Origin of the sequence: Pseudoalteromonas sp. DY56-GL22, assembly GCF_041414715.1 — a bacterium.
GTDB classification, from domain to species: domain Bacteria; phylum Pseudomonadota; class Gammaproteobacteria; order Enterobacterales; family Alteromonadaceae; genus Pseudoalteromonas; species Pseudoalteromonas simplex.
This window is the reverse complement of record NZ_JANHZR010000004.1, coordinates 373,378-387,272: the sequence shown is the minus strand read 5'-3', so window position 1 is coordinate 387,272 and position 13,895 is coordinate 373,378. Positions and strand designations below refer to the sequence as shown.

Below are 13,895 nucleotides of genomic sequence, written 5' to 3'. Positions count from 1 at the left end.
TAGTTAAACCATGATCAAAAACGCACATATTCATTTTAATCACCTTGGTACCCCTGTCGCCGATCAGTTTGACGATGTTTATTTCTCTAATGACGATGGCTTAGCCGAATCACATTATGTGTTTTATCAACAAAACCATATCCCGCAACGATTACAAAATCATGACCGTAACCACTTTGCAATTGCTGAAACAGGCTTTGGTACGGGGCTTAACTTTTTAAATACATGGCAGCACTTTGCTGCTCACCTTGATAGGCAGCATGCAGAGCAAGAAGTTCAAAATCAACCCGACCATAGTGGTAAAAAAAGTGTTACCCGCTTGCACTTTATCTCTTTTGAAAAATTTCCTATTAAGCGTGATGACCTTGCTCAAGCACTCAAAGCTTGGCCTAGTTTAAGCAAGTATAGTGAGCAACTAATTGCTCAATACCCAATTAATTTAGCCGGCTGTCATCGCCTAGAATTTGCAGGCGGAAAACTAATACTCGACCTTTACTTTGGTGACGTGCAAGACAGCATTGACGCCATGAGCTACCCAAGCGAAGGAATTGTTGATGCTTGGTATTTAGATGGCTTTGCACCAAGTAAAAACCCAGATATGTGGCAACAGAGTTTGTTCAACAAGATGCGTGCTATCTCAAGAGCAAATGCCACACTCGCCACTTTCACTGCCGCAGGCTTTGTCAGAAGAGGACTCATCGAAGCTGGCTTTAGCATGAGTAAAGCAAAAGGCTATGGTAAAAAACGCGAAATGCTAATTGGCGAGCTCACTGAGCCTAATGAGCAACAGTCAGGGCCAGCGTATTTTGCACATCAGCAAAGTGAACTGAATAATGTGGCTGTTATTGGCGGTGGTATTGCCAGTAGCAGTGTACTGTATTCACTAGCAAAAAGAGACCTAAAAGCCACGCTTTTTTGCCAAGATGAAGCACTTGCCATGGGCGCATCTCACAATGTACAAGGGGCTGTTTATCCGCATTTGCAAGCGAAGAACTCACCGCACAGTGAAATGTTTGCTCATAGTTTTTTATATGCGATGCGTCTTTACCAACAATTACTTAATGATGGTTTTGACTACCCGCACCAGTGGTGTGGTGTATTACAACATGCGGTTAAACAAGGCCTAGCTGATAAACATCAAAACCTTGCCGATAAAGAACTTTGGCCAGCTGAATTAATGCGTAATGTAAGCGCTGAAGAAGGCGACGAAATTGCCGGTGTAGAAACGGGCTACTCAGGCGTATTCTTTGCAAAAGGCGGCTGGGTAAATCCACCAGCCCTGGTTACAGCACTCTTTAATGCGGCAAATTCGTTAACTGCCACTACCAATAATAAAATGGACAGTCACTTTAATTGCCATATTGAAAAGCTCGAAAAAACCGCTGACGGCTGGTTACTACACAGCAAAGAGCAAACATTCGGGCCATTTAGCGATGTGATTAATTGTGCAGGTGAACACAGTGACCAGTTTAGCCAAACTCAAGCTCTACCTGTTGTTGGTGTGCGCGGCCAAGTCTCGCATGTGCAAGCAAGCGAGCAGTCAAAACGCTTAAAGACCGTGCTTTGCCATAAGGGCTATTTTACTCCTGAATATCAGGGCCATCATTGCATGGGCGCGACCTTTGAAAAAAACTCAAAAAGCCGTGAAGTTAAAGAGCAAGACAACCACATCAATCGCGAACAACTGTTAAGTTTTTACACAGACAGCGAGTTTGCAACGACCTTAGGTGAGATAACAGCCGCGAAAGCAGCTGTAAGGTGTACCTTCATTGACCATTTACCTATGGTTGGTGAATGGGCTGAACAAAGTGATTATGTAAGCGCGTTTGCTAATCTTCGCTTGGGCAAGCGTTATCAGTACCAAACGTTAACAAAACCTCAGCAAGGCTTGCATGTACTCACAGGCTTTGGTGCAAGAGGCCTGTGCAGTGCCCCCCTTTGTGCTGAACATTTAATTGCTTGTTTAAATAATGAACCAAGACCATTTAGCGAACGCGTGAGTCAAGCTATTCACCCCGCCCGCTTTATTGTTCGTGACCTAATTCGTAATAAAATTTAAGGGGCTAAAAAGCCCCTTTTGATTAATTACTTAATCGCTCAACTAGCTCTACGCGCCGGTTTAGCTGACGACCCAAATCGTTTTTATTATTGGCAGCTGGCGCATAAGGGCCTACACCATAACCAATTAAGCGCGACTCTTTAATGCCATATTGACTCACGAGCGCTTTAACAACCGCTTTTGCTCGTTTAGATGACAACCCTAAATTATATTCTGGGCTTCCTTTATCATCAGTATGACCAACAACGTACAAGTTTAAGCTGTTATTTTTATTTAAAACATCCGCAATCACTTTTAATGACTCGGCTGACTCAGGTTTAATGTCTGATTTATCATGGTCAAAGTAAATGCCATAAATGGCTGCTTTACCTTTTTGCTCTAGTTGCTTTAACACCTGATCCGGATTGGTTTTAACTAAATCTACTTGTAAAGGCTCTGTTCGAATTATAACAAGTTGCACTCGCGTAGTGCCTTGGTAATTACCCACAAAAAATGCGACAAAGGTTGTTTGATTTTCTATGGTGTTTTTCATTAACTGATAACGCGGCTGACGATAATAGTTATAAACTTGTTTTACCGACAAGTGATCACCAAGTGCTTGTATTGCCTTACGGTCGTCACCACATGCTTGACGTTCGCAACTAAAAACCGTTTCAAAGCCTTCTTTTGTTAAGGCAGACACATAGTTATGAAAAACCTTAAGGGTTGATACTTTTCTAATTTCATAAGTAATACGAGTAATATCACCAGTCACATCTTCGGCAAGTAGCGCTTTGTTTTTACCGTTGAATATTCCTGTTGGTAGTAAAAATTCTTCGTAATCAATTTGCTCGTAGTCTTCAATAAAACTACCAGGATAACGGCTAAGTAATGGATGATCGCTTGAACCTCTAATATCGTCTTTAGGTGCTTTGGTAACTGGATTTGATTGCTGTTTTGCAAAAGCAGCTGTATTGGCTTGTATCAGACCTGTTTCAAGCTCCTTAATCGCAATTGAGCTACTCATAACACGCGTTTTACTGTTGTACTGGCCAACAAATAACGACACAGCAAACTCAGGCTTTTCACCTTTAGTGGCAATAAGATAATATGGCTTACGATGATAATTATAGAGCTGAAAGTAACCGACTTCCTCTGCAAAATCACTGCTGTCACCGCAAGCATCTAGCTTGCAAGAGTAAACAATATTAAAGCCATCTGTGAGTAGAGCGTGTTTATAGTTTTCAAATACTTTGAGAGTGGCAACATTGTTTATTTCGTACAATGTGTGGTTTACATCGCCAATAAAGTCTGTGTAACTAAATCGCTCTGACGACTTTTTACTGTCATCAAACTGGCTCATTAATTGTGTCTGTTCGCCACTGAGTTTAACCGACTTTTCAACCTCACTATTTGGGTAAGGCGATAGCCATTGATTGGCAGATACCGCATTGCAAAATGCTAATGTTACCACCACCAAAAGATTAAAATATATTTTCACTTTAAGTCCTTTTAATTGATTTTGTACCTAATTCAATACTATGCCAAATAATACTTTTTTATTCAAAGTTTGCTTGTACCCCTTTAAAAATAAATCCACACCCCAAGGTCTTTAGTTACACAGCAATTAGAAGGAGTTTGATATGAAGACCTTAATCATTGGCGCAACGGGCCAAATAGGTAAAATGGCCACCGAAAAAATGCTGGCAAGTGGCCATGACGTAGTGGCTCTGGTTAGAGACAAAAGCAAACTGACTGCGCTTGAAAGTAATAATTTAACGATTGTAGAGCAAGACCTCGAAAACGATTTTAGTCGTGCCTTCGAGGGTGTTGAACAAGTAATTTTTAGCGCGGGTTCTGGCGGCGCAACGGGTGCAGATAAAACCTTACTGATAGATTTATGGGCCGCAGTTAAAGCGATTAATTATGCGGTAGATGCCAAGGTTAAGCACTTTATTATGGTGAGCTCAATCGGTGCTGATGCCCCAGACAACATTGAAAGCAGTATAAAACCGTATTTAGTTGCAAAGCACATGGCTGACCAACATTTAATCAATAGCGAATTAAATTACAGCATTGTCAGACCGGGCACGCTATTAGATGATGCAGCAACGGGGCGATTAACCACCACGCGCCCTGCAACGCGCCAAGATGCGGTTATCAACCGTGAAGATGTAGCAAATACCCTGCTATACCTTGCTGAACATACACCGAAAAAACCACAAGTGTTTGAATTGTTTAATGGTGATAAGTCAATCTATGACTTACTGGATGCCTAATTTAAACTATAAACTTTAGCTGGATAAAGTTAACTTTATCCAGCTCCCTCCTTAAATACCCACCCAAAAAATTAATTTTTTGTAAGTCGCAATGAATAAAAACTTTATATTTCAATGCTCTAATTATTTTTATTTTAAATTAGCTTACAAATAAGCATTGCTGTGCCCTATTTAATGATAAAGCAGTAATGACATTAAACGCCATATGGAATTAATATATTATTTACAAAAACACAACAATGGTATCCAATGCATTACACCCTCATTATTCTATGTCTGGCCTTTGCTTCTGTAAGTTATTCCCAAGAAGTTAAGATACAAAGTAATAGTAGTAACACTTCTTTACCCTATAAATTGTTAACCCAAGCAATTGAGCGAGCGGGTTTAAGCTACTCGCATCCATATAATAACTTTAAAGATATTACCGATGCTCGAATGTTAAACGACTTACAAAATAAGCAGCTTGACGTTATCTGGAGCATGACTTCAAGACAATTAGAGGAAAATTACCAAGCCGTTTATATTCCTTTGTTTCGTGGCTTACTTGGCATGCGAGTAGCATTAGTGAAAGCACAAAATCGCGAGCTGTTTAGCTCGGTAACTAGCTTGCAAGATTTAAAGCGCTACACCGCAGGGCAAGGTAAAACCTGGCCAGATACGAAAATATTAAAAGCGAACCAACTGCCCGTTGTTACCACATTAAAATACCCTAATTTGTTCCCAATGCTTGAAGGCGAACGCTTTGATTACTTCCCACGTGGGGTGAATGAACCTTGGGATGAAATTGCCAATCACTCAGCGCTTAACCTCACTGTAGAGCCGCATCTGGTGATTAAGTACACCGCACCACTTTACTTTTTCGTCAACAAAAACAACCACACACTTCATAAACAGCTAAATGATGCCCTTAACGAGATGATCGATGATGGCACTTTTAACGCGATGTTTTTGGCAGACAGCCAAGTACAAACTGTTTTATCAAAAGCCAACTTGAGCTCGCGTCGCGTCATTGAGCTTGAAAACCCAACGTTATCGTCGAACACACCAAATAAAAATAGCCCTTTGTGGTTTAACCCATTTCAATGAGCGCACAATGAAATCATTAAAATATAAAATGACCTTGGCACTGTCTTTGTGCCTTTTACTGAGCGTGCTCTTCGTGATCAGCGCAAACTATCTGCTCGCAAAGTCGAGTCAAACACAACAATGGCAAGACGACATCACTGCCCTTAATGAGCAACTGCAGGTTATTTTAGCTGAGCCGGTATTCTCTTATGATGAGCCGTTAATCAATCAGATTATTAAAGCCTTTTCGCAAAACAAACATATACATAGCATTTCAGTGACAGACCATCGTAATAAGCTTCTTGCCTCAATCATCAAACAAAGTAACAGCGCATCGGTTAGCAAAACTATTGATTTGGACTATTTAGGTAATTTAATTGGCCACATTAAAATTGGTTATTCACAACAAGCGCTGCATAGCACCATTGCTAATTCGACACGCACTATGATTATTACCCTGCTGGTCTCATTTATCACCCTAGGTACCGTGATTATTTATATCGTGCGGCTTTTAGTGATAAAACCAATCGATAGCGTAAACAGCCTTGTTGATGAAATTGTCAAAGGTGAAGGCGACCTTACAAAACGTATTAGCTATCAATCTAATGATGAAATTGGTTACTTGGTTAATGGCTTCAACCGATTTATAGCGCAAGTACAAGAAATAATTACAGAGTTAGGCAGCACTGCCAGCGAACTTGAAATGATTGCCAGCACAGTAAACGAAGCATCTGTTCGCTCAAAAAATGAGGCCGAACTTGGATACAACCGCACTGATTCAGCAACCAATGCGCTTAGTCAGTTAAGTGAAGCAACCAAAGAAATTGCTCAAGGAGCCAACCAAACCGCGCAGCAAACAACCGATGTACATCGCTTATGCCAACAAGGCGAACAAAACATGAATGCCAATGGCAATATTGTTGATGAGTTAACTGCACAACTAGACCACACTTCAAATGTAGTTAAACAATTAAACGCCAGCAGCAATGAAATTAGCCAAGTGCTCGATGTTATAAAAAGCATTGCCGAGCAAACCAATTTGCTGGCTCTAAATGCTGCTATTGAAGCGGCTCGTGCTGGTGAATCTGGTCGAGGCTTTACCGTGGTCGCCGATGAAGTAAGAGCGCTTGCTAGTAAAACCTATGATTCAACGTCTGAGATTGAGTCGATTATTGTATCGCTACACAATAATACCTCTGATTGTGTAACCGCAACGGAGCAAAGTAAGTCACTGAGTGATAAAGTAAGCCAAGCGAATCAAAAAAGCCAAGCGGTGTTTAAAGATATTGCTAAACAAATCAATACCATTAATCAAATGAACGAAAGCGTGGCGGCAAGTTCTGAAGAGCAAACCAGTGTCACCGCTGATATCTTAAATACTATGCAGCTTATTAACCAAGGCGCTAAGAGTCTATCGCAAGAAGCTCAGCACCTTGATAACACTATAGGCCAGCTCAATGAATTGGAACGCGGCATCGTTGCTAAATTGGGTTTGTTTAAATACTAAAAGCCATAATCCCCTGCCACGCAAGTTGCAGGGAAAGCACTGTTAACACTAAACGAAAAATCTTTTTAAATTTATCTGACGAAATGCGGTGCAATAACTTAAGGCCAAGCCAAGTACCTAAAGCACCGCTCATTATCATGAGCATAATCAGCGGCAACCACTGCCAAAATGCAAACCCCACAGCCCCATATAAAATCGCTTTTAAGGTATGTTGTACTGTCATGCAGCTTGAGAAAGTGGCGGTAAATTTAAGCTTATTATAATTATTTACGTATAAGCAGCTGCCAACTAAAGGCCCACTTGCCCCTACAAACATCGAAATAAACGTAGTCCAACCCCCAGCAAGAACCCGCCATAACTTTGAGGTTTCTCTGAGTTTTGGCGTCACACCCCACAGTAAATAAAGCACAAAGGCAGCGACCACTATTTTCATTAATTCAAGGGGAATTGATGTGACAATCGTTGAGGCAACCAGCGCTCCTATGACTCCCCCTAAAGAGAAGTACACAAACATAGCACCATCAATATGTTTAAACGTAAACAAAAAGCGGTTTGCATTAGAACCTAACTGCACTAACCCATGAACAGGAATAACCACACTCATAGGAAGCATGGATGCCATGATCACCAGCAGCATTAAGCCGCCACCTGCACCAAAAGCCGCTGAAATCATTGAAGTAAAGCCCGCAACCACAATGAGCATGATTGTGCTGATCGGGCTTAATAAATCCCCACCTAAAAACTGCCAACTGATCAAATCCATTGTTACGCTTTAAATAGTGTGTTTGAGCTAACGCTATCATGACTCACCACTATTAGCGACTATTTGAAAACCCTTTCGACTAAAAGACCATATCAACCAAAAGAGAAGTGCCCCTAAATTCACAACTGGTCAGACTTGTGGTTTATTTTGTTAAACCTATGGGTTATAACTATGCCCACAACACAATAAAATTAAAGGCACAGCATGACACTGATGAATGTAAGTACACAAGGATCTGTTGCTATCTTAACTATGACAACAGCTGAAAATCGCCATAACCCTGCTTTTGCTGAGGCTTTTTTAAATTGCCTAGACGAAATCGAACGTAATCCTGAACACAAAGCACTGGTGATCACTTCAAGCAGCGAAAAGTCATGGAGCTTGGGCATAGATACCGATTGGCTTATGCCCGCATTAAAAGCACAAAAATTTGCAGAAGTAAGTGGCTTTATGCACTCGATGGATGCGGTATTTAAACGCCTATTACTCTTCCCAATGCCAGTAATTGCAGCAATTAATGGCCACGCGTTTGGTAATGGCACCATTTTATCGTGCGCTTGCGATTTTAGGTTTATGCAAAGCGACCGTGGTTTCTTCTGCTTCCCAGAAGTGGATTTATCAATCCCGTTTTTACCGGGCATGCTCGCCTTTATTAAAAAAGCCATTCCATACTATCGTTTTAACGAGATGATGCTAACAGGCCGCCGCGTTACCGCAGGCGAACTTGCCACGGATCATGTTATTGAACAAGCTTGCCCAAACAGCGAAGCTTTATTTAATACCGCCCTCGAATTTGCCAGCCAATTCGATAAAAAGCGTGCGATTTTCGCAGAGCACAAAAAGCGCCTACACAAACACATCATCGACACCATTGATATAGAAAACAAACCGATTATTGATGCCGTTCAGTTGGTTGTTTGATTATAGATTCTGGACTTATTTCGGCGAGTTTTAGAAAAAGTTTTGGCAATAAAAAAGGCCGCTCTGAGAGCAGCCTTTTTCATATTTGGTGGAGCTGGGGTGAGTAAAACCCAAGATTTAAATATTTGATTTATAATAATAATTCAAAAAACCCAAAAAGCCATGGGCCACGCCATGGGCCTCAAGCTATCTCTGAACCCCGGGTTCAACTTTGCTCAAAAACAGGGATGAAAAAAATTTGAAACTTTCCCTTTTTTAATGCTTTCAGCATCGTATTTTGTCTGATAAGTTCGAAATTGTACGATGAGTACTTAATATAGCAGGGATGCCTCAGTTTTAAAATTAATACGTGAGGGCAAAATGCATCTAAACGAAATAACAACTAACGCGCATGAAATAACCAACAATTTTATTTCAGAACAGATTCAAATTACCGGCTCTAAAAAGAAAGCTCTTAAAATTTTAGAAGAAGAACAAAAAGATTTTCTAAAATGGATGAGAAATAAATACTTTGAGAATCCATCAATTCCAAAAACAACTCTACCTAATAGTGATGAATTACAACGCGTTGTCAAAGAGTCAAATAGAATGACTGAAGCAAATAAAGAAAAAATCGAAGACTTAGAGGACTCTGATTTTTACTACATGTTGCCTCAGATGCTCACAAACCTAGGGCTAAATGATATCGCGAATGAAATTTTATTTAGACAATTAAAACAAGAAATAAAACCTTTACTAACAGTTAAAATTGAAAAGCTTCAAGGAGAAGTACAAAAAGAAGAAGCTGTAAAAGACAAAGCTCGTAAAAACGGTCGTAGTGGTGGTCGGATTAAAGCTGAAAAGAATCAAGGTATTGTTAATTTCGCATTAAATGAATATGTATCAAATTACAGCACAAGCACTTTAAGCCGCAGCCACATAGCGAAAATAATAAAAAATAAGGTTAACAATTTCATTAAATCAAGAGCCGATCTAAGAAGCGTAACACCAGAATTTTCAGAAGAATCTGAAGCTATTTTAAAATGGATTTCTAACTACTCACACTTCATTAAAAATAACGAATGGAAACCCAAAACCTCACAAGCAGTAAAAAACTTCTATTATTCTCAGCAGATAAAAAAGTCTGAGCCTAGCTGCTAGGTACGATTCTCAGACTCTTAAATTTCCAGTTAAATACATCTCAGACAAGGGCGAACAATATCGATCGCCCATGATAATAGGAAGGTATCCGTGATGAATACTACCAATTCACAAATTGATCGCTTTGTGCGTGAAGCAGAATGTAAACACTTAACTGGGCTCTCTAGAACAACTCGTTATGAAATGGAGCAAGAAGACAAATTTCCAAAACGTATAAAGCTGAATACACGAACCGTTGCATGGAGACTTTCTGACATTCAAAACTGGATGGAGGAACGTATTAATGCAGCCTAAGATCATAACTAAGCCATTAAGTGAGACAACAAATAGTAGTAATGAGTTAAAAAACAGTAAGTTACACAACGAGAAGTTAATGCCGTTAAAAAGTACAGATAGTCCTTTTCTAGAAGATAATAATTTCAAAACTCGAATTGATTATTTAACTCTAAAACTATTTACAACTAGTGATGCACAATTCGAGTCAACTATCTATTTAATCAAACAATGGTTAACTACCCTCAGAATTAAGGTGTCTAAAGATAAATTTAATAGAAAGTACTTTGATGACGGCATCCTACTAGAAAGTACTGATGTAAAAGTACACTATTGCGGGGCTATAAAATGGAATGCTGATAAGCAATTCATAATTGTTGAACTCACAGGCTATGCGTGTGAATTGATTAATATTAGTCAATGCTATTTCTTTCCGCTTTTAGAATTGATGGAAAGAAACCGCTTTGAAATTAAACGAGTTGATATAGCTTTAGATGACTTCTCAAGCCGTTACAATATCCGCTTTATACAAAAAAAGTATTCTTCTGGTGGCTTTTCACCTTCCTCTGGGCCAAAGCCAACCAGAGAAAACATTAGCTCATCAACAGGACGAACTATCTATATTGGCTCAAAAAATGCCAGCAAACAGATGGTCATATACGAGAAGGGTAAACAATTACAGTTGCCAAAAGATGCACCAGAATATCAATCATGGACAAGACATGAACTCAGACTAAGAGGCAACAAAAATATAGTTATCCCTGGTAATGTCCTCACATGCCCTGATAGTTATTTTTTAAATGCATACCCAAAGGTTTATCGATGTATGCTTAAAGGCGTTGAAGCAAGATCTATAACAAGAGAGATAAAGACGCGATGTAATGCAGTTAGGGATAGGGGTCTAGAAAATCTAAGTAAACAGTATGGCCCTACCCTATTGTTTGCAAAACAGACGTTGACAGAAAAAGAGATAATACAAAAAACGATGAGACCTGCAAAAAGATTTCAACCGAGTTTGCCGCTTAGTATGATGGTTAGCTAACTCTATAAATTTAACTTCACCAGTCAGGTTTGATTTCACTCTCTAATTAAACCTGACTGTTCTTTTCGACTGAATTCAGATTTTTGGCGATACTCCAATTCATTCAACAGAGCTGTTATGTCATTTATATATCATTTATCTCTTGTCTCATTTGCTGAAGCAACAGCTTAGAATACATTTGTTGTTCCATGCCTAATTTAGATGCCGTACTTTGAAACAACTCAGTTCTCTCTGTCTGTTGTTCGATTATAATGTCAGTGAATTCGCTCATGTATATTTTTGTTATATCAAATATTTCTTGGTTTAATGATTCGATCTTTTCAAATGTTTCGAGCATTTCGTCTGTAGCGATTAGTTTAAGCCTGTTTGATTCGTATTTAAGCTTCGTCACATCTTGAAGGCCTTCGTTCATCAGACTCAGTATTTGAGAACTTAAATACTCAATGGCTGCTCGTTCCCTTAGATTGTCCCCTAACTCACTTGCAGCCATATACTCACTAAAATAACTTTCAAAAATGGGCTGCATTCTAGCTGGCATCTCAACCTGATTCTTCTTACTAAACGCATCCAAGTCTGTGACGTATTGGCTATATTGAGTGGCTTTCAGATCGAATAATTTAAGTCGTCTGTCTGCATTATATCTCAAATCCTGTTCCAAGAATTTAAGATCTCTTTCGTGTCGTTGCTTATTAAAATACGCAAACAAAATCCAACCGACATTGACAAGCCCAAATGCCCATGCATAAAACCCTGGATTCTCTTGTATTAAACTATATATGTATTGCATCACTTGACTTATAGTGCGCGCGTCACATCTTTCTGCCGATGTCACGCTAATGTATTAGTAAATCTATTCTTAACAAATAACGTAATACATAGCCAACTATATATTTTTATTGGCACTTAATATATTCAGAAAAGAAAATGAGCTTGTCACTCATTTTCTTGAGTATATTAGCGAACTACATATTTTGGAAATCAACTAACTCTTATTTTTAGCTGACTTAAATGTCTGGTTATCTCTCAAAATAGATCTGTAGAGCATTTACACTAACTCATTTTGAGGCAAACGAGTTTGTCTAGTCGTCTGCTTTTTGCTCATAACAGACCTTATAGCATTTACTCGTTTTAGAACATGAGCAATTACAAAAAAGCTATACAACTCTCTCATTTGAAACTCAGTACAGGGCTTATGAAGTCTGATACTTCTAGTAACAACCCCTTCTAGGCAAAAATCTTAATCTGGTGAAGCATACGCAGGCTTGAATTCATCAGAAGCTGATTAACAACTATCGGTTGTCTTTATAAAATTGGTGCTGTGGTTTTGGGTGGCAATTACAAATATTTTAACTTGCATTTAAAACATCTTATGTCTATGTTGTTATTTGTGCTGGTCACTTTTTGAACAACCCAAATCTCCATCGATTCAAAAATATGGAATTCTTTAATATGGATATTATTCAACAGATTATCGTTGCAAGGAATACTCCTCTCATATTATTTGGCGTTTTTTTGCTCTTTGGATGTAGTAATAAATACTTCATTAAAGAGCCTAGTGCAGATAACCTCAACTGTAGTATTAGTTATTTACCCTATAACGGCACAAATCAGTGTCAGGGGTTTAATTATGATAAATCTGCAGCTAGGCCCCACAGAACTTTTGAAGTTTTACCTGGAATGGTACTAGGAATTGATGGAAATATGGCATTTGTGAATAAGGAAAAAGGTCACAGTACTCAAGGTGCATATACGGATGCTCTTTTTGAAGTACCACCAGCTCATCAGAATACAAAATTCAGTCAAGTACTGTCAGCTAAAGAGCGTGTCTTTATGCATTGGTGGTTAACCCAATCAACGGTCAGTCATCAGAGATGGCAGAATGAGCCATTTTCCTTTCAGGAAAAACTCAAAGCGCTACCTGAAAGCGACAAATTAAAGTTATTTCAAATAATAACCAACAACTTGGTCATTCATTACCCAATGACTTTTGAAGATAAGGCAGGCAAACGCTGTGACGACAGCAAAGAACTCTGCTCAGCATTTGACTCTGAAAACTCTTTACAATTTATAAAAAGCAATATTTGCCGCAGCTTTGAGTTAGTTACACAGAAGGATTACAGCTCAATCGATCTGAACCTCAGAAATCTGAATTGGGACCCAGAAGAGTTAGGATCGCTTGGAAATAATAAAGATACACTGGTAACTGATTATGACGAAAAGCATGTGGGGCAGATGATAAGTACAGCAGTCCCTATTCGCTTAGTACCAGATGAAATTGTCGACGGAAAAGACGAGGGGGATGATGTTGAATTCATTCTGGGAGAAACAAGGCGCCTTAAAAATCTTGAGAATCAAAAAAGTATTAGGTTCATGTTTGGTATTGATTCTGATGAATATTTCACTAACTCAGAATCAATAATCAAGCCACGAACTCAATTATCACTTAGGAAAATTGCGGATACACGGCCCTATAAAATGATGGTAACTCCCTTCATTGTAGTCACTGAACTTGACTTGGGAACAAGCAAAAGAATATTACCCTGTAGCACAGTAAGTGACTTTGAAAATAAATACAAAAAAATGATATCCGGAATACTACGCAATGGTCAGTACATTCCATTTGGCAAAATCAAGACTAATGATGATGTATCAACCTCAAAACGAAAACTAATACACCCCAAATATAAAGAGTTTGTCCAAATACGTTTCAAACACACGAGAGCTCGAAAAACACCAAAGCCCCAAGTTATATTGGGCAATACGCCGTACATTTCATTCACTCCAGAGAGCAAACAGAACATATTGTTGGCTCACGGTGACAAACTCATTTTTGAATAAGGTACTTTGCTTTACATGGAGAGATAGTA

At 39.1% G+C, this 13,895-nt stretch carries 12 protein-coding genes; 9 read left to right on the top strand and 3 right to left on the bottom strand.

Translation table 11 applies throughout. The annotated features are described in order from the left end of the window. Nucleotides 1-10: 10 nt before the first annotated feature. Nucleotides 11-2,059, top strand: a complete 2,049-nt coding sequence (mnmC, locus tag NO991_RS11950; protein WP_300359773.1) for a bifunctional tRNA (5-methylaminomethyl-2-thiouridine)(34)-methyltransferase MnmD/FAD-dependent 5-carboxymethylaminomethyl-2-thiouridine(34) oxidoreductase MnmC — start codon at nt 11-13, stop codon at nt 2,057-2,059. Nucleotides 2,060-2,081: 22 nt separating this feature from the next. On the opposite strand, the gene NO991_RS11945 is transcribed toward mnmC, so the two are convergent. After that, nucleotides 2,082-3,539, bottom strand: a complete 1,458-nt coding sequence (locus NO991_RS11945; RefSeq protein WP_300359771.1) for an OmpA family protein — start codon at nt 3,537-3,539, stop codon at nt 2,082-2,084. 142 nt (nt 3,540-3,681) lie between these two features. On the opposite strand from NO991_RS11945, the gene NO991_RS11940 reads away from it, so the two are divergent. From NO991_RS11940 to NO991_RS11930, 3 genes are all read left to right on the top strand, one after another. Continuing rightward, complete coding sequence (locus NO991_RS11940; protein WP_300417944.1) at nt 3,682-4,317, top strand: SDR family oxidoreductase; 636 nt, start codon at nt 3,682-3,684, stop codon at nt 4,315-4,317. A 249-nt stretch (nt 4,318-4,566) separates the two neighbouring features. Next, nucleotides 4,567-5,403: an ABC transporter substrate-binding protein gene (locus NO991_RS11935; RefSeq protein WP_300542542.1), complete on the top strand. Its 837-nt coding sequence runs from the start codon at nt 4,567-4,569 to the stop codon at nt 5,401-5,403. Nucleotides 5,404-5,410: 7 nt separating this feature from the next. Then, a complete protein-coding gene (locus NO991_RS11930; RefSeq protein WP_371352053.1) occupies nt 5,411-6,889 on the top strand; it encodes a methyl-accepting chemotaxis protein in 1,479 nt (492 codons plus the stop codon). On the opposite strand, the gene NO991_RS11925 is transcribed toward NO991_RS11930, so the two are convergent. Further along, complete coding sequence (locus NO991_RS11925) at nt 6,879-7,652, bottom strand: sulfite exporter TauE/SafE family protein (protein ID WP_300359766.1); 774 nt, start codon at nt 7,650-7,652, stop codon at nt 6,879-6,881. The two genes, NO991_RS11930 and NO991_RS11925, sit on opposite strands and share 11 nt — an antisense overlap. A gap of 204 nt (nt 7,653-7,856) precedes the next feature. Here NO991_RS11925 and NO991_RS11920 point away from each other — a divergent pair, with 204 nt between their 5' ends. The 4 genes from NO991_RS11920 to NO991_RS11905 all read left to right on the top strand — a co-directional run bounded on the left by NO991_RS11920 (nt 7,857) and on the right by NO991_RS11905 (nt 11,028). After that, the gene (locus NO991_RS11920; protein WP_300359764.1) at nt 7,857-8,573 is read left to right on the top strand and encodes an enoyl-CoA hydratase/isomerase family protein; all 717 of its coding nucleotides are present in this window, start codon (nt 7,857-7,859) and stop codon (nt 8,571-8,573) included. A 360-nt stretch (nt 8,574-8,933) separates the two neighbouring features. Further along, the gene (locus NO991_RS11915) at nt 8,934-9,713 is read left to right on the top strand and encodes a hypothetical protein (protein ID WP_371352051.1); all 780 of its coding nucleotides are present in this window, start codon (nt 8,934-8,936) and stop codon (nt 9,711-9,713) included. Nucleotides 9,714-9,806: 93 nt separating this feature from the next. Further along, nucleotides 9,807-10,007 carry an AlpA family transcriptional regulator gene (locus tag NO991_RS11910; protein WP_175082105.1) on the top strand — a complete coding sequence of 67 codons (201 nt, stop codon included), beginning with the start codon at nt 9,807-9,809 and terminating at the stop codon, nt 10,005-10,007. Beyond that, the gene (locus NO991_RS11905) at nt 9,997-11,028 is read left to right on the top strand and encodes a replication initiation factor domain-containing protein (RefSeq protein ID WP_371352050.1); all 1,032 of its coding nucleotides are present in this window, start codon (nt 9,997-9,999) and stop codon (nt 11,026-11,028) included. The genes NO991_RS11910 and NO991_RS11905 overlap by 11 nt, the downstream gene beginning before the upstream one ends. Nucleotides 11,029-11,152: 124 nt before the next feature. Here NO991_RS11905 and NO991_RS11900 read toward each other — a convergent pair whose 3' ends face one another. Next, nucleotides 11,153-11,815 carry a hypothetical protein gene (locus NO991_RS11900; protein WP_371352049.1) on the bottom strand — a complete coding sequence of 221 codons (663 nt, stop codon included), beginning with the start codon at nt 11,813-11,815 and terminating at the stop codon, nt 11,153-11,155. A gap of 662 nt (nt 11,816-12,477) precedes the next feature. Between NO991_RS11900 and NO991_RS11895 the strand changes: the two genes are divergently transcribed. Then, nucleotides 12,478-13,866 carry a hypothetical protein gene (locus tag NO991_RS11895; protein WP_371352048.1) on the top strand — a complete coding sequence of 463 codons (1,389 nt, stop codon included), beginning with the start codon at nt 12,478-12,480 and terminating at the stop codon, nt 13,864-13,866. The last annotated feature ends 29 nt before the right edge of the window (nt 13,867-13,895 follow it).

Excerpts from the sequence above, each read along its gene's own strand:
- NO991_RS11895 (WP_371352048.1), top strand. The coding sequence starts at position 12,478 with ATGGATATTATTCAACAGATTATCGTTGCAAGGAATACTCCTCTCATA.
- NO991_RS11920 (WP_300359764.1), top strand. The coding sequence starts at position 7,857 with ATGACACTGATGAATGTAAGTACACAAGGATCTGTTGCTATCTTAACT.
- NO991_RS11910 (WP_175082105.1), top strand. The coding sequence starts at position 9,807 with ATGAATACTACCAATTCACAAATTGATCGCTTTGTGCGTGAAGCAGAA.
- NO991_RS11935 (WP_300542542.1), top strand. The coding sequence starts at position 4,567 with ATGCATTACACCCTCATTATTCTATGTCTGGCCTTTGCTTCTGTAAGT.
- mnmC (WP_300359773.1), top strand. The coding sequence starts at position 11 with ATGATCAAAAACGCACATATTCATTTTAATCACCTTGGTACCCCTGTC.
- NO991_RS11905 (WP_371352050.1), top strand. The coding sequence starts at position 9,997 with ATGCAGCCTAAGATCATAACTAAGCCATTAAGTGAGACAACAAATAGT.
- NO991_RS11940 (WP_300417944.1), top strand. The coding sequence starts at position 3,682 with ATGAAGACCTTAATCATTGGCGCAACGGGCCAAATAGGTAAAATGGCC.
- NO991_RS11930 (WP_371352053.1), top strand. The coding sequence starts at position 5,411 with ATGAAATCATTAAAATATAAAATGACCTTGGCACTGTCTTTGTGCCTT.
- NO991_RS11925 (WP_300359766.1), bottom strand. The coding sequence starts at position 7,652 with ATGGATTTGATCAGTTGGCAGTTTTTAGGTGGGGATTTATTAAGCCCG.
- NO991_RS11915 (WP_371352051.1), top strand. The coding sequence starts at position 8,934 with ATGCATCTAAACGAAATAACAACTAACGCGCATGAAATAACCAACAAT.
- NO991_RS11900 (WP_371352049.1), bottom strand. The coding sequence starts at position 11,815 with ATGCAATACATATATAGTTTAATACAAGAGAATCCAGGGTTTTATGCA.